At 31.4% G+C, this 17,300-nt stretch carries 16 protein-coding genes; 3 read left to right on the top strand and 13 right to left on the bottom strand.

Features of this window, described 5'->3' with window-relative positions:
- Positions 1-197: 197 nt before the first annotated feature.
- From KI230_RS04800 to opp3b, 5 genes are read right to left on the bottom strand one after another with little or no spacing between them, the layout of a single operon-like run.
- Positions 198-1,865, bottom strand: coding sequence for a peptide ABC transporter substrate-binding protein (locus KI230_RS04800; protein ID WP_045176953.1), 1,668 nt, complete (start codon positions 1,863-1,865; stop codon positions 198-200).
- An 18-nt stretch (positions 1,866-1,883) separates the two neighbouring features.
- Positions 1,884-2,825, bottom strand: coding sequence for an ABC transporter ATP-binding protein (locus KI230_RS04795; RefSeq protein WP_000786734.1), 942 nt, complete (start codon positions 2,823-2,825; stop codon positions 1,884-1,886).
- Positions 2,815-3,897, bottom strand: a complete 1,083-nt coding sequence (locus KI230_RS04790; RefSeq protein WP_000140050.1) for an ABC transporter ATP-binding protein — start codon at positions 3,895-3,897, stop codon at positions 2,815-2,817. The genes KI230_RS04795 and KI230_RS04790 overlap by 11 nt, the downstream gene beginning before the upstream one ends.
- A 16-nt stretch (positions 3,898-3,913) precedes the next feature.
- The gene (gene opp3C, locus KI230_RS04785) at positions 3,914-4,984 is read right to left on the bottom strand and encodes an oligopeptide ABC transporter permease (protein ID WP_000829632.1); all 1,071 of its coding nucleotides are present in this window, start codon (positions 4,982-4,984) and stop codon (positions 3,914-3,916) included.
- A complete protein-coding gene (gene opp3b, locus KI230_RS04780) occupies positions 4,984-5,910 on the bottom strand; it encodes an oligopeptide ABC transporter permease (RefSeq protein WP_000521533.1) in 927 nt (308 codons plus the stop codon). The genes opp3C and opp3b overlap by 1 nt, the downstream gene beginning before the upstream one ends.
- A 242-nt stretch (positions 5,911-6,152) precedes the next feature.
- Between opp3b and KI230_RS04775 the strand changes: the two genes are divergently transcribed.
- Entirely contained in the window at positions 6,153-6,524 is a 372-nt protein-coding gene (locus tag KI230_RS04775) for a DUF3899 domain-containing protein (RefSeq protein WP_000915155.1), read from the top strand.
- Between the two features lie 54 nt (positions 6,525-6,578).
- On the opposite strand, the gene fabF is transcribed toward KI230_RS04775, so the two are convergent.
- Together fabF and KI230_RS04765 are read right to left on the bottom strand one after the other, a co-directional pair.
- On the bottom strand, positions 6,579-7,823 hold the full coding sequence (gene fabF, locus KI230_RS04770) for a beta-ketoacyl-ACP synthase II (RefSeq protein WP_000081240.1): 1,245 nt from the start codon (positions 7,821-7,823) through the stop codon (positions 6,579-6,581).
- An 11-nt stretch (positions 7,824-7,834) separates the two neighbouring features.
- Entirely contained in the window at positions 7,835-8,776 is a 942-nt protein-coding gene (locus KI230_RS04765) for a beta-ketoacyl-ACP synthase III (RefSeq protein ID WP_001100526.1), read from the bottom strand.
- Between the two features lie 294 nt (positions 8,777-9,070).
- On the opposite strand from KI230_RS04765, the gene KI230_RS04760 reads away from it, so the two are divergent.
- Positions 9,071-9,256 (top strand): YjzD family protein, encoded by a 186-nt coding sequence (locus KI230_RS04760; RefSeq protein WP_000682089.1) that lies wholly within the window; start codon positions 9,071-9,073, stop codon positions 9,254-9,256.
- Between the two features lie 256 nt (positions 9,257-9,512).
- Here the strand turns inward: KI230_RS04760 and KI230_RS04755 are convergent, their stop codons facing one another.
- From KI230_RS04755 to KI230_RS04735, 5 genes are all read right to left on the bottom strand, one after another.
- Positions 9,513-9,947: an MAP domain-containing protein gene (locus KI230_RS04755; RefSeq protein WP_000769694.1), complete on the bottom strand. Its 435-nt coding sequence runs from the start codon at positions 9,945-9,947 to the stop codon at positions 9,513-9,515.
- A gap of 310 nt (positions 9,948-10,257) precedes the next feature.
- Complete coding sequence (locus KI230_RS04750) at positions 10,258-10,773, bottom strand: YbhB/YbcL family Raf kinase inhibitor-like protein (RefSeq protein ID WP_045176943.1); 516 nt, start codon at positions 10,771-10,773, stop codon at positions 10,258-10,260.
- Complete coding sequence (locus KI230_RS04745) at positions 10,757-11,875, bottom strand: MFS transporter (protein WP_001037438.1); 1,119 nt, start codon at positions 11,873-11,875, stop codon at positions 10,757-10,759. The genes KI230_RS04750 and KI230_RS04745 overlap by 17 nt, the downstream gene beginning before the upstream one ends.
- Positions 11,868-12,509, bottom strand: coding sequence for an L-threonylcarbamoyladenylate synthase (locus tag KI230_RS04740; protein ID WP_000404422.1), 642 nt, complete (start codon positions 12,507-12,509; stop codon positions 11,868-11,870). The genes KI230_RS04745 and KI230_RS04740 overlap by 8 nt, the downstream gene beginning before the upstream one ends.
- On the bottom strand, positions 12,493-13,638 hold the full coding sequence (locus KI230_RS04735; RefSeq protein ID WP_045176453.1) for a LeuA family protein: 1,146 nt from the start codon (positions 13,636-13,638) through the stop codon (positions 12,493-12,495). The genes KI230_RS04740 and KI230_RS04735 overlap by 17 nt, the downstream gene beginning before the upstream one ends.
- A 109-nt stretch (positions 13,639-13,747) precedes the next feature.
- Here KI230_RS04735 and KI230_RS04730 point away from each other — a divergent pair, with 109 nt between their 5' ends.
- The gene (locus KI230_RS04730; protein WP_214958336.1) at positions 13,748-14,617 is read left to right on the top strand and encodes a LysR family transcriptional regulator; all 870 of its coding nucleotides are present in this window, start codon (positions 13,748-13,750) and stop codon (positions 14,615-14,617) included.
- Between the two features lie 58 nt (positions 14,618-14,675).
- Here KI230_RS04730 and clpB read toward each other — a convergent pair whose 3' ends face one another.
- Positions 14,676-17,285 (bottom strand): ATP-dependent chaperone ClpB, encoded by a 2,610-nt coding sequence (gene clpB, locus KI230_RS04725; protein WP_000353955.1) that lies wholly within the window; start codon positions 17,283-17,285, stop codon positions 14,676-14,678.
- Positions 17,286-17,300 lie beyond the last annotated feature (15 nt).

The raw sequence follows: 17,300 nt of genomic DNA, 5'->3' as shown, positions 1-17,300 counted from the left end.
ATATGCCTCCTACTTTCAATCTAATTTTTTCTTTTTAGTTTACTCATAGAAAAAATTATTACAAGTTTATTTTTAGAATATTCAGTTATTTATGCATTTAATCAATTTCAGTAATTTAAAAAACGACTTATTTTAAATTTTTATTCCCAAAGTTTTTATCCAACACAAAAAGACTGGAGATATGTCTCCAGCCTAATTTACAAAGCATATTGTTTTTTCTTCTTACCTGTTTCTTTATCTATCGATTTATCAATATATACATGTTTAAGTGAGTTATTTGGACCAAATTTATGGTAAATTAATCCTTTTACTTGAGGATTTGTTAAATGTGCAACACCTTTTTGATAAATTGGTGCTACCGGTGCATCTCCTAGGAACATTTCTTCTGCTTTTTTCAAGTTTTCATATCGTTCGTTCGGTTGAAGTGCCAATTTGGTTCTTGCTACTTTAAGTAATTGATCATATTCTTTATTACCCCAGTCTGTATTATTTTGTGCGCTACCTGTGGTCATTGTTTCTAAATAAGCCATAGGATCAGGGTAATCTGCAGACCAACCACTAAGTGATGCTTCAAAATTGTTACTCAGTTCTAGTGATACTCTTTGTTTAAACGGTAATTGCTTAATTTTCAAAGTAACTCCTGGTAAATTTTTCTCAACTTGCGATTTGATATATTCAGCAGATATTTTTGCATCTGGTGTATCTTCTGTGTTCATTGAAAATGTCACTTCATTTTTACCTAACTCTTTTTTAGCTTTGTCCCAGTGTGCTCTTGCTTCTTTAGGATTATATTTTAAAGGCGAATTCATGGTACTCGCATAATCTTTGCCATTAGGCGCTTTCGCAATTCCTTTGGCTGTTAGTGTATCGGAAGGAATTGAGCCATTGTTTTTCACTGAATCAACGTATCCTTTTTTATCTATTGCTTGTGCGATAGCCAATCTTAAATTTTTGTTTTTAAAATCAGGATATTGTTTTTCATTCATTTTTACAAAAAATGTCCCAGTCGTTAACACAAAGTTTAATCCTTTGTTGTCTTTATATTTATTTACTTGATCTGCAGTAATAACTGCGTCATCTACTGATTCAGTATCATACAATGATGCACCGGCTTGTAAGTCTTTAATAACTTTATAATTCACTTTATCTAATTTTACATTCTTTTTATCCCAATAATACTGATTTTTAGATAGTAAGGTTTTATCTTCTTGTTTCCAATCATCAACTTTAAATGGACCATTGTATACCGCTCTATCAGCTGCCGTACCGTAATTTTTACCATATTTTTTGGCAACTTTTTCATTTTGAGGTGCAAAGGTATTAAGTGCTAATAATTGATTAATATATGGAACCGGCTTTTCTAATTCAATTTGTAATGTTTCATCATTTAATGCTTTGATACCTAATTGCTCTACAGGTTTCTTACCAGTACTAATATCACTCGCATTTTTAATGTCCCCCATAATGTATGCAAATTCAGAACCTGTTTTAGGGTCAACTGTTTTTCTCCAAGCATAAACAAAGTCTTGTGCAGTCACTTTGTCACCATTGCTCCATTTAGCATCGCTTCTTAATTTAACCTTTAAAGTTTTACCATCTTTACTCTTTTCAGGAAAAGCTTTCGCAACACCTAACACCGGTTTGTCACCTTTTCCTAATGTGTATAAACCTTCGAATGTTTGCGCAGTCACTTCAGAAGATATTTCATCCGTTATTAATGATGTATCAAGGGATGTTAAGTCTGATGACAAAATTTTTCTGAATACTTGACCTTTATCTGAATAAATACCATCGTCATTAGCACAACCACTTAATGCAATTGTAGCAATCAAAATTAAAATAAGTGTTCTAAATTTTCTCGTCATTGCATTTCCCCCTTCCCCTTAATTTTGTGTCACCAATTTATTTTCTCGTAGTTGTGCCGCTTCTTCTTCAGTACTAAAGACAAAGTGATTCGGTCTAATTTCATGTAATTGTCTTAAATGATTATTTGCTTCATCATCAATATAACTAAATCGTTTGCGACTGCGTTCTGATTCAGGATCAGGTTGTGGAATGGCTGATAATAAAGACTTAGTATAATCGTGTAATGGATTTTGATAAATTTCTTCTGCCGGTCCAATTTCAACTATTTTCCCAAAATGCATGACTGCAATACGATCTGAAATATACTTCACCATTGATAGATCATGAGCTATAAATAGGAACGTAATCCCTCTTTCACGTTGTAATTTTAATAATAAATTAACTACTTGAGCTTGGATTGAAACATCCAATGCCGATATTGGTTCGTCCGCGATAATGAATTCTGGTTCAACGGCTAATGCACGGGCAATTCCAATACGTTGGCGTTGTCCACCTGAAAATTCATGAGGATAGCGATTGGCATGTTCTTTACTTAATCCAACAGTTTCAAGTAAATCATAGACACGTTTTTTTCGGTCACGCTTATCAGTTGCTAAATGATGGATATCAATACCTTCAGCTACTATATCCATTACTTTTAACCTAGGATTTAAAGACGCATATGGGTCTTGAAAAATCATCTGTATCTTTTTATTAAATTTAAGCAAATCTTTACGTTTACGAATCTTTTGTATATCAATACCCTCATACAAAATTTCTCCACTTGTAATATCATTAAGTTTAATAATTGATTTACCAGTTGTAGATTTACCACACCCCGATTCTCCTACTAAACCTAATGTTTCCCCTTTGTATATATCAAACGAAATATTTTCAATCGCTCTCACTTCGTTTTTCTTTCCTGCGTTAAAATATTGCTTTAAATTTTTAATAGATAATAGCACTTCATCATTTTTCATTGAACGACACCCTCTCTACCTTGAGTGGTTTTTCATAATTATTAGGCATCGGTTTCATACGTTGTTTTACCAGCTCGGGTAGTTCAACTTTTGGTGCACGTGCGTCTAATAACCAAGATTTCACAAAATGTGTCGGTGAAACTTTAAACCACGGTGGTTCTACTTTAAAATCAATATCTAATGCATATTGACTACGTCTCGCAAATGCATCACCTTTAGGTGGGTGTAATAAATCAGGTGGCGCTCCAGGAATCGCTAGTAATGGTGTGTCATTTGTTGTTGATAAATCAGGCATTGACGATAATAATCCCCATGTATATGGATGCTTTGGATCATAAAATATTTCGTTAACATCTCCTGTTTCAACCATTTGACCACCATACATAACTGCCACTCTATCAGCAATATTCGCAACAACCCCTAAATCATGCGTTATAAAAATAATTGCTGTATCGATTTTTTGTTGTAGTTCTTTCATTAAATCTAAAATTTGTGCCTGCATCGTTACGTCTAATGCAGTCGTTGGTTCATCAGCAATGAGCACTTTAGGTTCACAAGCTAATGCGGTTGCAATAACAATTCTTTGCCTTTGTCCACCTGAAAATTGATGAGGATATGCTTTAAATCTTTTTTCTGCATTTGGTAAACCTACAAGATTTAGTATTTCCAATGCGCGCTTTTTAGCTTGTGCTTTACTATAATTTTTGTGCTTAATTAATGGTTCCATGACTTGTTTACCAATTTGCATCGTTGGGTTTAAAGATGTCATTGGATCTTGAAAGATCATTGAAATATCTTTGCCACGTAATTTAATCAACTCATTTTCAGGTTTTTTTGCTAAATCTTCCCCTAAAAATAAAATTTCTCCCTTTTTAATTCTTCCTGTGTCCCCTTGGAATAATTTTGTAATTGCTTTTGTTGTTACAGATTTACCTGAACCTGATTCACCAACAATTGCCAATGTTTCCCCTTTGTTCAAATAAAAATCTACGCCTCTCACTGCCTGCACTTCCCCTGCTGTAATATCAAAGGAAACATGCAAATCATTTACTTCTAATATTCTTTCAGTCATATGCTATGCCCCCTTTTTATTTACGCATTTTCGGATCAAATGCATCACGTAATCCATCACTAAATAAGTAAAAGAATAGAATTAATAAACTTAAAATCATTGCTGGTATAAATAATTCATGTGGATAAATTAATAACATTGCGCGCCCATCATTTACTAATGACCCTAACGATGTTTGAGGTGCGGGTACACCTATACCAATGAAACTTAAAAATGCTTCGAAGAAAATAGCACTAGGTACTGTAAACATTGATGTAACCACGATAGCACCTAATGTATTAGGTAAAATATGCTTAAATATCAATTTGAATTTTGAAGCCCCCAATGTTTTCGAAGCCATGACAAACTCTTGATTTTTTAATTTTAAAAATTCTCCACGTACAACTCTGCTCATGCCTAACCAGCCTGTGATAGACATAGCCAATATAATTGTCCAAATGGATGGTTCAAAAATTAATACAAATAAAATTACGACAATTAAATTCGGAATAGATGCTATGACTTCAAGTATACGTTGCATAATCGTATCGACACGTCCACCGAAGAATCCAGAAATCGCACCATATACAACACCAATAAAAATATCTAACATCGCTGCAACAACACCGATAAACAATGAAATTTGAGCACCTTTCCATGTTCTTGTCCATAAATCTCGACCCAACTGATCAGTACCAAACCAATAATTTTCTTTAGCATTTGCTGCTTTATAAGCATCCTTGCCATCTGCATCTTTACCATCAAAAGGTAAAAATGGAACTTTGTCTAATACAGGTATTTTTGCCGGAAGATTTCTATGTTCTACATTTTGTTCAGCATAATCATGTTTATTTATAACTGGACCGATAAAAGCAAATATTACAATGATAATTAAACCTATCATACCGACAACAGCTAACTTATTTCGTTTTAACTGAGCCCAAGCATCTTGCCAAAAGTTTTTGCTTTCTCGTTGCATTTCAGGTTCCTGATTCAAATCTAATTCTCTAATAATAAAATCAGATGATGCGATAGCGTCAGAGGTATGCGTCATAGCTGCATTAGAATGATCGTCGTTAATCGACAAATTGTTTTTATTTTCAGCCATTATTTTTTACCTCCTTGAACACGAATTCGTGGATCTATCACACCGTACAAAATATCTACAATAAAAATAGAAACGATAAACAGTGTGCTAAATAATAGTGTGATTGCCATGATTACTGAGAAATCATTTGTTGTAATTGAACGTACGAATTGATCCCCTAATCCAGGAACTCCAAAAATATTTTCAATTGTTAAAGTGCCTGTTAAAATACTTGCTAACATGGGAACGATAATTGTAATAATTGGAATTAAAGCATTTCTAAGTGCATGTCCAAAAAGTACACGCATTGTCGAATTACCTTTAGCTCTCGCTAATAAAATATAGTCTGAACTTAATACCTCTATCATCTCTGCTCTTATGTATCTGGCGACAGTTGCTAAAACAGCTGCAGATAATGCAAGTGACGGTAATACCGCGGTCGAAAAACCTTCCCATCCAGCTACTGGGAACCATCTTAATTTAACTGCAAATACATATTGTAAAAGTACAGCAAGTACAAAAGATGGTACAGATACTGCAATAACTGAAATAACTGTAGTTGTATAGTCAACCCAAGAATTTTGTTTAGTAGCTGCTGCAACACCTAAAATAAGTCCCAGTATCACACCGATGAACATTGCTGTAAGACCCATTTCAAAAGAAGGTAGTAGTCTCGGTTTAATCAAATCCCACACAGGTTGATTATGATACTGGAATGAATTACCAAAATCGCCTGTAACAACATTTTTTAAATAATGTAAATACTGCGTAGCTACAGGATCATTTAATCCATATTTTTCATTTAAAATTTCTTTTTGTTCAGCATTTAATTTAGCATCGTTAAATGGCGAACCTGGCATTAATTTCATTAAGAAAAATGTAATTGTAATAATAATAAATAAAGAAATAAGCATATAAATAAATCGTTTGAAAATATATTTCCCCATCTAATCCCCTCCTCTAACAAATTCCGATTTCTAAATTTCCATTCCCTTCAAAATTTTCTGAAATCTTAACTAATATTATATATACAATATTTACTATATATCAATATTTTTTTGCTTTAAACTAATGAAGAATGATTGATTTTAGAATTTCAATAAAGCTGAAGAAATTAAAAAATCATTCCTCAATGTCTGATTTTAATGTAAACTATGCGTAAGAGTTTTCTATAAGTGGGAGTGATCAAATGTTGAAAAAATGGCTTGGAATGGCACTAATAACGCCAATATTAACGTTTATTATATGGCTTTTTAATAGCCATACTATCATTACATATTTAAATATATTGTTTTATGTTTCATTAATTATTTTTATTAGCATATTTTTGATTTTACTTGTACAAGAAGGCATTTTTGATGCGACAAGTTATGGTTTTAGAAGATTAAAGTATCAAATGTCATCTTCGAAAAAGAAGAAGTCTATCTCTGATGATCCATTTTTCAACCCACAAGAGGTAAAAAAAGAGCATTACTTTGTTTCTACATGGATAATCCCCTTATTATTAATAAATATTTTATATTTTATTATGACGATTGTGCTGTCGCTCATCTTAGTATAAAGAAACTGAAAAAATCTTCAGTAACTAAAACAACGTTACTGAAGATTTTTATAGTTATGCTTCAAATTTCTTGAATACTAATACTGCGTTATGTCCACCGAATCCTAAGCTATTACTCATTGCATAAGTAATATCAAGGTCTTGCGCTTCATTTGGAACAATATCCAAATCACATTCTGGATCTGGTGTTACCGCATGAATTGTCGGTGCGACTTTAGAGTCTTTAATTGAAAGCGCTGAGAAGATTGCTTCAATTCCACCTGTTGCACCAAGTAAGTGACCAGTCATTGATTTTGTTGAGCTAACTTTTAAGTGTTTAGCTGCTTCACCAAATGTATTTTTAATAGCTTTAACTTCATTTAAGTCACCAACAGGAGTACTTGTACCATGGGCATTTAAGTATTGTACATCTTTAGGTTCAATACCAGCATCATCCATAGCTGCTTGCATTGCTCTAGAACCGCCTTCACCTTCTGGAGCTGGCGCTGTAATATGATAAGCATCACCTGTAGTACCATAGCCAACTATCTCAGCATAAATATTGGCACCTCGAGCTTGTGCTGATTCTAAAGATTCGATTACTAAAATACCAGCACCTTCACCCATAACAAAACCGTCTCTACCTTCTTGGAATGGACGACATGCTGTTTCAATGTCATCATTTGTAGAAAGCGCTCGACTTGCACTGAAACCAGCAATTGCCATATGAGTAATTGGTGCTTCTGTACCACCAGTAATCATTGCATCTGCATCACCGCGTTGCACAATTTTAAATGCTTCTCCGATTGAATTTGTACCTGTTGCACATGCTGTAACTGTTGCACCATTTGGTCCTTTTGCACCTAAGTCAATTGATACTTGCCCAGTTGCCATATCAGGAATTAACATTGGTACGAAAAATGGACTCACACGTCTTGGGCCTTTATCCATTAATTGTTTATGTGCAATTTCAAATGTTTCCATACCACCGATACCAGAACCAATCCATACACCGATTCGATCTGCAGTATTTTCATTGATATCTAATTGCGCATCTTTAACAGCCTCTCTAGCTGCTACAATTGCATATTGAGTAAATCTATCCATACGACGCGCTTCTTTTTTGTCGATATGATCTTCAATATTAAAGTTTTTAAGTTCTCCTGCTAAGTGAACGCTATAAGGTTCAGTATCAATACGTGTAATTTTATCGATACCATTTACGCCTTTTAGAGCATTCTCCCATGTTGTTTTGACATCATTACCGATTGGAGAAAGGGCTCCCATACCTGTAATAACTACTCTTTTATTTTGACTCATTCGTTATCCTCCTATTTTCCCCATTTTATTGTCATTGCGCCCCAAGTTAGGCCGCCACCGAATCCGACAAGAACAATTGTATCATCATCTTTGAGTTTACCATTTTTTAATTCTTGATCGATACTTAAAGGTATTGACGCAGCTGAAGTATTTCCATATTTATTTACAGAAACACTCATTTTATCTTTTGAAATACCTAAGCGTTCTCTAGCTGATTCCATAATTCTAATATTAGCTTGATGAGGAATAAATAAATCTATATCATCTGATGTTAAATTCGCTTTTTCAACTACACGTGTTGATGCATCACCCATAATTCTAACAGCAAATTTAAATACTTCTCGACCATTCATTTTCAGTTTACCAGTATCTTTATCTAAATATAAATGTTTACCACCAGTGCCATCAGAACCCATTTCATAACTTATAATACCTCTGCCTTCTGAAACTTCACCGATGATAACCGCACCTGCACCATCTCCAAATAGAACTGCAGTAGAACGGTCAGTTAAATCTGTTATTTTAGATAATTTATCTGCACCGACAACTAAAATATTATGATAATCTCCAGATTGAACATATTGTTTAGCTGTAATCATTGAATACATAAATCCAGAACATGCTGCAAGTTGATCCATAGAGGCAACTTTGCCCGTCCCTAAACGTTCTTGCAACATATTTGCGACAGTTGGAAATGGCATATCTCCAGTTGCTGTGGCAACAATTATCATATCTATATCTTCAGGCTGAATACCAGCGTCAGCGATTGCTTTTACACTTGCTTCATATGCTAAATCTGAAGTATCTTGATCGTCATCTGCCCAATGTCTTTCTTTAATTCCAGTCATCTTAGAAATCCATTCATCAGATGTATCTAAAAATTGCTCAAAATAGGCATTGTCAATAATCTTTTCTGGTGCATATGCACCAAAACCTTTAATACCCACGTTCATAGTTGAACACCTTCTTAATAAAATTTTTAATACCAGGTATTAATTTAACATAGATTACTTTTTAAACTCAAGTCAGAGGTAGGAATATTGACTAGTTAATAAAATTTTAATGCTTTATTATCGTCAAATTTCAGTATGAAATTGGTTTTAATGCGCTTAAATTTGAATAGCCATTCAGATAAAATCATTTATTTAAACTGTATAATATGGTCAAAATATATGAGATGTTACTATACAAATTTCTAACTTTCACTTAAAATAAAATATATATAATTAAAGTGGAGGTAGAATGACATGAAACACCTCGTAACATTCTTTTGGGCATTATTATTAATGCAAATGGTTAACTTTGTACTTAATAGCCTAGTAGGTGGAGACAGCTTAAATGTAGTGAATCCAATTATCATGGCAGTATTGTTCACGATTTTCACAGCAATTTTTGCTGCAGTAATTAAACCGCCGAAAGATTCATCACAATAACTATTTAGTATAAAATGAAATATGTCTTTCTTATTATTGAAGCTGCCCAGATAAAGGCGGCTTTTATTTTTGGCCATTAATGTTTTGTATTTTGAATATTTTAAAGCTCAATAACCTCTAACCCATCACTTTTAAATTTAGAAAAAGCCTTAATACAAAGATGTCATTTACGAGTAATCTTTGTATCAAGGCAATTATATTATAATCATCACTGTAAAATTAAATGCTTCATGTTGAATTTGATAATTTTAAGTGTTTATTTAGTTTTTACATTAATATCAATTTGTTTAATTGAATTTGAATCAAACAAGTTTGCTGTGTAGCTATCTTTCTTAAGATCCACTTCTTTTTTACTACCATCTTTCCAAGTAATCGTGTAAACGGCAGATTTTGCATTTCGAATCTTCTCAGGTGTTACACCACGTTCATCATATAATAAAGCTTTAACTTTATTTCCTAAATCTAAATATGATAATTGGCTATCTTTTGGTAAATTTAAGTAAGATTGATTGAAAGCCATAATGCCATCTACTGCAATTGTATATGGAACATTTTGCATTTCTTTAGCTTTTTGAGTTGCCGGTAGTTTGTCCTTTTCTGCTGCAGATACCTCATTACTTGTCACAGTAGCGCCAGTCGTTGCGATCATGCCCAGTGCCAAAGTTACAGTTATAAATGATTTTAATTTCATATAATCTCTCTCCTTTGTGAGTTAAAGTATCTTACAAAATCAATATAACACAAATCTAAAAGTTTCAAAAATTATAAGTATGTAAATTGTTTACTTGTTTTTAAAAATAAATTTTAATTAATGTAAAAGCTATAATTGTTAATACTTTCTATTTTTTCAAATAAATTCACATTACAATAACTAAGTTTACATTTCTTAAATTTAATTACTTCTTTGCATTATAGCGAACGCCGTACCTAATATATAAATTAAATCTCTTGTTTCTTTGTACTTTTAATTGAACAATTTTATATTGATGAGATATTTAGCATTAAATTTTTCTTCCTATAAGGTTAATACTTGTTTGATCAATTTTATGTTGATTTACTTCTTTTAAAAATTCATTCAAGTAGAACCCATTCTTCAAATTTAAAGAATGATCTAACGCATAAACTGTTAATTCATATTGATGATCTTTATCAGGTGGTGTTGGTCCTACATAGTGATTTTCTATTTCTGAAAAATCTTCAGCCAACAACCCACTAGTAAAGCTATTTTTACCTTGTACATAGTCACCCTTTGTTCTTGATAAATCTGCTTTTATAGAAATTGAATCACCAGTGATACTTACATTAGCAACGCTCCAATGAATCCATGCAAAGCCACACACAGGAATTGCATCATAGTCAATTAAAGACCAAGCAAGATATTTAGTCCCTTCCGGTAATTCAATTACTTCAAATGGAAATGACTTAATTGGATTCCCGTTAATAGAATCACTGACATCTGCACCTGCTGCGTATTCATATGGTATATTGTTCCCTTTAAATTCAGTTTTTATTTTCATGTTGCTCTCTCCTTGTAAAATAAAATATTATTATTAAATATATAAAAATTAATAACGAAATAAATAATATTAAGTATTGAATAGTTCCTATTGTATATAAGTAACCACCCATAAGTAAAAATGCGATATTAAAAATAAAATATAACGTTTCTGCATAATTAAGCATCACTCTTAAGTTACTACTGCTAGAAAGTTTATTTATAGTTTGTGGACGAGTTAACCCTGAAGAAATACCTAAAAATATCATAGAAATAGTAACTGCTATGAAACTTTGATATGTATATATTATTAAAAATATTACTAAACAAATTTCTGACACAAACATATAATTCAAGTATTTAGTTAAATAACGTGAAGATACAAAACCCATAACTGTGTAACAAGTTAATACTGAAATAAATTGTAAATTATTCAGTTTTAAATCATTATATATATTAATTGGAATAAATCCTATAAAAAATCCTAATATTAACGCTCTTAAAAAAGAATAATGCAATATCCAAAACTTCTCTTCTGGTAGAAATTTCTTTATCTTTCCCTTTGTTTCTCCTATTAAATTTAATTCCCTATTTTCAACTAATGTGCATCGAATAATTATAATTGTTAGAATTGAAAATATACCAGTCATTATTATAGGCCATTTAATATTTATTCCATAAAGATAACTACCTATAATCCCTGAAATTAATAATGATAGGAACATATAGCTATTTGACTTATTTTGTACGTATTTCTCATTTGTTATATTTCTTTTAATTATTGCGGTATCAACACCCGCCATCATTGAGTAACTTAACCCTAATAATATTTGTGCCACTACTAAAATTAAATATTGATTTTGATATAATAACAACAATAAACCGATGATTTTGAATATTTCACTAACAACTAATTTATTAGAATCTTTTAAGTTACAAATTTTAAAACACTTCTCTTTGTATAGAGAGAATAAAAATGCTGCAATGCCATAAGACGCCATTAATATTTCTAATTGTATTATGGAATAACCTTGAATCAAAAAGTAAATTAATAAAAACGGTAAATAAAAGTATGCTCGTGAAAAAATTCGGTATAAATAAATCCCAAGTATTAACTTATTCATAAATAATACCTGTACCTAGTCTTTCTTTTATTTCTTCAAACTTTATATCTCCTTCTCTTAATAATTCAATTTTATTATCTGTCACTTTAATAATCGTACTAGATGTTTTATAGTTAGTTTTATTTTGACTTCTTAGCATATATCTTACATTTTCGCCCATGTGCTTAATTGCTTCATTTTCAGTTATTAAAATATCATCGGCAGTTCCAGATATATTTGCTGAAGTAATTGCTATAGGTGAATTAATATATGAAATAAATCTTCTCATCGTTTTATTTTGTACACATCCTATAGCTATACTATCTGAATTATTGAGCATATAATTATAGCTTGTTTTATTTTTTAAAATAATATTTAATGGTCCAGGCCAAAATATTTCAACTAGTTTATCAACTATTTCCGTATTTTGATTATCTCCATACAATTTCCAATCCTCTGGCTTATCAATAAATAATGATAATGGCTTATCTTTCGATCGCTTTTTATATTCAAATATTTTATCGATACAAAGATCGTTGTTAGGTAAACTACATAAATTATAATTAGTATCAGTAGGAACAATCACTGGAAAACCATCTTGTAATTGTAAATAAAGTTTTTCAAAACTTTTTACAGAATCATTTAAAATTTCCATCTTTACTCCTCCTTTTTATTATCTGAAGTAAATCCATTGTATCTTCAGGTGCTACTTCAGGTGAAAACTTGTTCACAAGTTTATAGAAAGAAATATTTTCATCAATTTCTTCAGTGTTAACTATTGATTTAAATTTATTGTGCAAGATTTTCTTACTAGAAATATTACTTATTGGAAACTGAACAACTTGTGAATTTTTCAATCCTAAATCACTAGGAACTAAATATTGATACATATTTATATTTTTTTTAGTACCATCTTGATGAATTCCTGATTCATGTTTAAATATATTTTCACCAATTATAGGTTTGTTTTCTGATATTTGAAAATCGAGAATTTTAGAAATATTAATACTAGTTTTATATACGTCGGGTAAAGTGAATTCCGTACTTTCTATTTGTTTTTTTGTCAAAATAGTAATTATTTCCTCAATAGGAGCATTACCCGCTCTCTCACCAATTCCCAAAAATGTAGTTTCTATTTGCTTTGCACCATTTAAAATTGCAGCTAATGTATTTGCAGTAGCCAACCCTAGATCGTTATGACAATGAGCAGAAAAAATTATGTTAGAATATTTTTTTACAAAGTAATTAAAAATATCTCCGTATTCTAATGGTGTCGAACATCCTACAGTGTCCGCAAATGTAACTGTTCTAACTTGATATTTTGAAATAATTTCCATGTATTCTTTCAATTTTTCTCTAGAAGTCCTTGTTGCATCTTCAAAACAAATATCTACTCCTTTTTTATCTTTCTTTAATATATCCAAGCAGTCTTTGATTTTCTGAATATAATATTTATTTGAAAAATTAAGCTTTTCTTTTATATGCAAGTCAGATATTGGCAATAGTATTTTTACCACTAAATTATGAATTTTCAATTTGACTATTTTTTTTATTTCTTTTTCATTAAGCCTAGTCAATACTACTAATTCTTTTTCAGGACTTAAAATGTCTCTGAATTGATGAATATTAAATTCATCCTCGATAGTTGTACACATGCCTACTTCAACAGAATTTATATTTAACTTGTTAATTTGTTTCAATACTTCTTTTTTTATAATTAGACTTTTTCGAACATTACTTTGTTGCATACCATCCCTTATTGTATTATCTTGAATTCGAATCATATTACTTCACCCCCTCGATAACCTCTGATATAATATTAATATTATTTTTATGCAATAAAAATTAAATATTATCTAATGAATTATTAACTTTTTTGAAAGAGGTAAGTTCATGAATTTAGATTGGTACTATACATTTGTCATTTTAGCGAAGACGTTAAACTATCGATTAGCTAGTGAAGAAATTAATCTCACTATACCTTCTATACATAAGCAAATTAAAAATTTAGAACAGCATCTCAATGTGAAACTATTTGAAACTTATAAAAATCAAATTATCTTGACTGAAGATGGTCATACATTTCTTCCAATTGCGCAAAGTTTTATTGAACAATATGAAAGTGGCATCAAACATATCCAACTTAAAAAAACGATGTTTCAATCGAAATTAAATGTTGTCGTGTCTTCATATATCGCGACATTCATTATGCCCAAATTTTTAAAATCTTTCTTTAACGAGCATCCTTTTATCGATGTTTCTCTTCATGTCAAAAATGAAAATATTGAAAAAGATATTAATAATCATACGTATGACATCGGGATTAGCAGAAATCAACCTAAACTAAGAAAAGTTCATTCTGAAAAAGTATGCGAAGGTAAAATTGTATTGATTGCTCCCAATAAAGAGAATAATCATCTTCTAACTGAGGCATCTTTATTTGAAAAATACAAAATAATAAGTGATAACCATCCAGAATATTGGTCATCACTTAAAAATAATATTTTAAATATTTATGAAAAAGCACAATTTCTATCTATCAATGATGTGCATACTTCAATTAAATTAATCGAAATGAATCAAGGTATATCATTCCTGCCTCTTTATATAACAACAAATAGTGATTACAATATTTCGGTTATTAACACGAAAATTTTACAAGCACCTATTTCATTTACATATATATACAGCAAAAAAGAAAGCCCAGAAATATTGGTGTTTATTAAATCATTTAAAAAGTATATTGCCAATGAACAATTATAATAAATTTCAAATCTAAAAAACCAAGAATGCGATTAATCATCACATTCTTGGTTCAATTTTATTCATGAATTTTTTCAACATTAAACGTTAAGTTATTGTCTGAATTTAAATTAACTTTAATCGTTGTACCTTCTGGGAATCCCTCTTTAATCATCATACGTGCTAATGGTGTTTCAATTTGGCGTTGTACAAAACGTTTTAATGGTCTTGCACCGTATTGAGGTTCATAAGCTTCTTGACCTAGCCAAGCTTTAGCATCATCAGAAACTTCAATTGAGATTCGTTGTTCTAATAATCTTATATTTAATTGCGTTAAGATTTTATCTACAATCATACTCATGTCATCAATAGATAATGGTTTAAATAATACGATATCATCCATACGATTCAAAATTTCTGGTTTGAAATATGCATTTAAACTTGTCATAACAGCTTTTTCTGTTGATTCTGTAATTTCACCAGTCTCTTTTACGTTTTCTAATAAAACTTGAGATCCAATATTACTTGTCATAATAATAATAGTATTTTTAAAATCAACGCTACGTCCTTTAGAATCAGTTAAACGGCCTTCATCTAAAATTTGCAATAATACATTAAAGACGTCAGTATGCGCTTTTTCAACCTCATCTAATAAAATAACTGAGTATGGATTACGACGAACCGCTTCAGTTAATTGACCCCCTTCATCATGTCCAATATATCCTGGAGGTGCCCCTATCAATCTTGATACTGCATGTTTTTCCATATATTCACTCATATCAATACGAATCATATGTTTTTCAGAATCAAATAATGATGCAGCTAATGATTTAGCTAATTCAGTTTTACCTACTCCAGTTGGACCTAGGAATAAGAAACTACCAATAGGTCTGTTTGGATCTTTAATACCTGCTCTTGCTCTAACTACTGCATCTGAAACCAGGTCAACCGCTTTATCTTGACCTACAACACGTTTATGCAAGATGTCACTTAAGTGAAGTAATTTTTCACGTTCTGTTTCAACTAATTTTGAAACTGGTATGCCTGTCCATTGGCTGACAATATCGCCAATTTCTTCGTCTGTTACAACTTCACGAATCATTCGATCTGTATCTTCACCTTGCTCATCTTGGAAATTATCCTCTAATTCTCTAAGTTCTTTTTCCAATTGAGGAATTGTTCCATATTGTAGTTCAGCAGCTTTTTCTAAATTGTTATTTGTTTGTGCATCTTCCAACGCTTGTCTACTTTCATCTAGTTGCGCACGTTTTTCTTGTAAATTTGCTATTTTTTCTTTTTCTGATTCTACACGAGATTGAAGTGCTGCTTGTTTCTCTTTTTCATTGGCAAGCTCTTCTTGTAGTTCTTGTAATCTCTGTTTGCTCGCATTGTCAGATTCATTTTTAAGTGCGCTTTCTTCAATTTCTAATTGCATGACACGTCTATTAACTTGATCCAATTCAGTTGGATTTGATCCCATTTCCGTACGAATTGTTGCACATGCTTGGTCAACTAAATCAATCGCTTTATCTGGTAAAAAACGATCAGTGATGTAACGATCAGACAATTCAGCGGCAGCAACTAAGGCTCTATCTTGAATACGCACACCATGATACACTTCATATCGTTCTTTTAAACCACGTAAAATTGAAATTGTATCTTCAACATCAGGCTCACTAACTGCTACTTTTTGGAAACGACGCTCTAATGCCGAATCTTTTTCAATATATTCTCGATATTCATTTAAAGTTGTTGCACCAATACAATGTAACTCTCCTCGTGCTAACATTGGTTTTAGCATGTTGCCTGCATCCATGGCACCATCTGTTTTACCAGCACCTACAAGCATATGGATTTCATCAATAAATAATATAATTCTACCATCAGACTCTTTAACTTCTTTTAGGACTGCTTTTAATCTCTCTTCAAATTCACCACGATATTTAGCGCCCGCTACTAATGCGCTTAAATCTAACTCAAAAACAGTTTTATCTAATAATGATTCTGGCACATCTTTCTTAACTATACGTTGCGCTAATCCTTCAACAATTGCAGTTTTACCAACACCTGGTTCACCAATGAGCACAGGGTTGTTTTTAGTTTTACGACTTAAAATACGAATCGTATTTCGAATTTCTTCATCTCTTCCTATAACAGGATCCATTTTACCTTGTCTAACTTCTTCTACTAAGTCGCGGCCATATTTAGCTAATGCTTCGTAATTAACTTCTGGATTTTGTGATGTCACGTGATTTCCCCCTCTTACTTTTTTAATAATTTCTTTGATAACTTCTACTTTATTATTTATATAATGTTTTGTTGTTTGATCAATGTCCATTGCCGAACGTAAAATATGCTCCATTGAAATATATTCATCTTCATATTCTTTCATGTATGATTCAGCCTTAGTTATCAATTGGTTTGCTTGTTGGCTAATATATTGACCATATTGTATATTGTCACCTTCTACAGATGCATACGTGTTTAGTTTGTCTTCATAAGCTTTGTTTAATTGATCTACCTCAATATTTGCTCGTTCTAAAATACTTTTATATAAGCTTTCACTTTCATTTAAGGCAGCGCTTAAAATTGCCTCAATTTCTATATTTTGTAATTTATGTTGCTGACTCAGTTCAACTGCTTGTTGTAAAGCACTTTGAACAGCATATGTCATTTTATTTATATCCATATAATTTCACCTCTA

Source organism: Staphylococcus sp. MZ3 (assembly GCF_018622755.1).
Lineage (GTDB): Bacteria > Bacillota > Bacilli > Staphylococcales > Staphylococcaceae > Staphylococcus > Staphylococcus aureus.
Note: the sequence above shows the minus strand (reverse complement) of the source record. Positions and strands in the feature narration are given on the sequence as shown.

Bases quoted from the DNA above. Each gene is read 5' to 3' on its own strand.
- KI230_RS04800 (WP_045176953.1), bottom strand. From the start codon at position 1,865: ATGACGAGAAAATTTAGAACACTTATTTTAATTTTGATTGCTACAATT.
- KI230_RS04795 (WP_000786734.1), bottom strand. From the start codon at position 2,825: ATGAAAAATGATGAAGTGCTATTATCTATTAAAAATTTAAAGCAATAT.
- KI230_RS04790 (WP_000140050.1), bottom strand. From the start codon at position 3,897: ATGACTGAAAGAATATTAGAAGTAAATGATTTGCATGTTTCCTTTGAT.
- opp3C (WP_000829632.1), bottom strand. From the start codon at position 4,984: ATGGCTGAAAATAAAAACAATTTGTCGATTAACGACGATCATTCTAAT.
- opp3b (WP_000521533.1), bottom strand. From the start codon at position 5,910: ATGGGGAAATATATTTTCAAACGATTTATTTATATGCTTATTTCTTTA.
- KI230_RS04775 (WP_000915155.1), top strand. From the start codon at position 6,153: ATGTTGAAAAAATGGCTTGGAATGGCACTAATAACGCCAATATTAACG.
- fabF (WP_000081240.1), bottom strand. From the start codon at position 7,823: ATGAGTCAAAATAAAAGAGTAGTTATTACAGGTATGGGAGCCCTTTCT.
- KI230_RS04765 (WP_001100526.1), bottom strand. From the start codon at position 8,776: ATGAACGTGGGTATTAAAGGTTTTGGTGCATATGCACCAGAAAAGATT.
- KI230_RS04760 (WP_000682089.1), top strand. From the start codon at position 9,071: ATGAAACACCTCGTAACATTCTTTTGGGCATTATTATTAATGCAAATG.
- KI230_RS04755 (WP_000769694.1), bottom strand. From the start codon at position 9,947: ATGAAATTAAAATCATTTATAACTGTAACTTTGGCACTGGGCATGATC.
- KI230_RS04750 (WP_045176943.1), bottom strand. From the start codon at position 10,773: ATGAAAATAAAAACTGAATTTAAAGGGAACAATATACCATATGAATAC.
- KI230_RS04745 (WP_001037438.1), bottom strand. From the start codon at position 11,875: ATGAATAAGTTAATACTTGGGATTTATTTATACCGAATTTTTTCACGA.
- KI230_RS04740 (WP_000404422.1), bottom strand. From the start codon at position 12,509: ATGGAAATTTTAAATGATTCTGTAAAAAGTTTTGAAAAACTTTATTTA.
- KI230_RS04735 (WP_045176453.1), bottom strand. From the start codon at position 13,638: ATGATTCGAATTCAAGATAATACAATAAGGGATGGTATGCAACAAAGT.
- KI230_RS04730 (WP_214958336.1), top strand. From the start codon at position 13,748: ATGAATTTAGATTGGTACTATACATTTGTCATTTTAGCGAAGACGTTA.
- clpB (WP_000353955.1), bottom strand. From the start codon at position 17,285: ATGGATATAAATAAAATGACATATGCTGTTCAAAGTGCTTTACAACAA.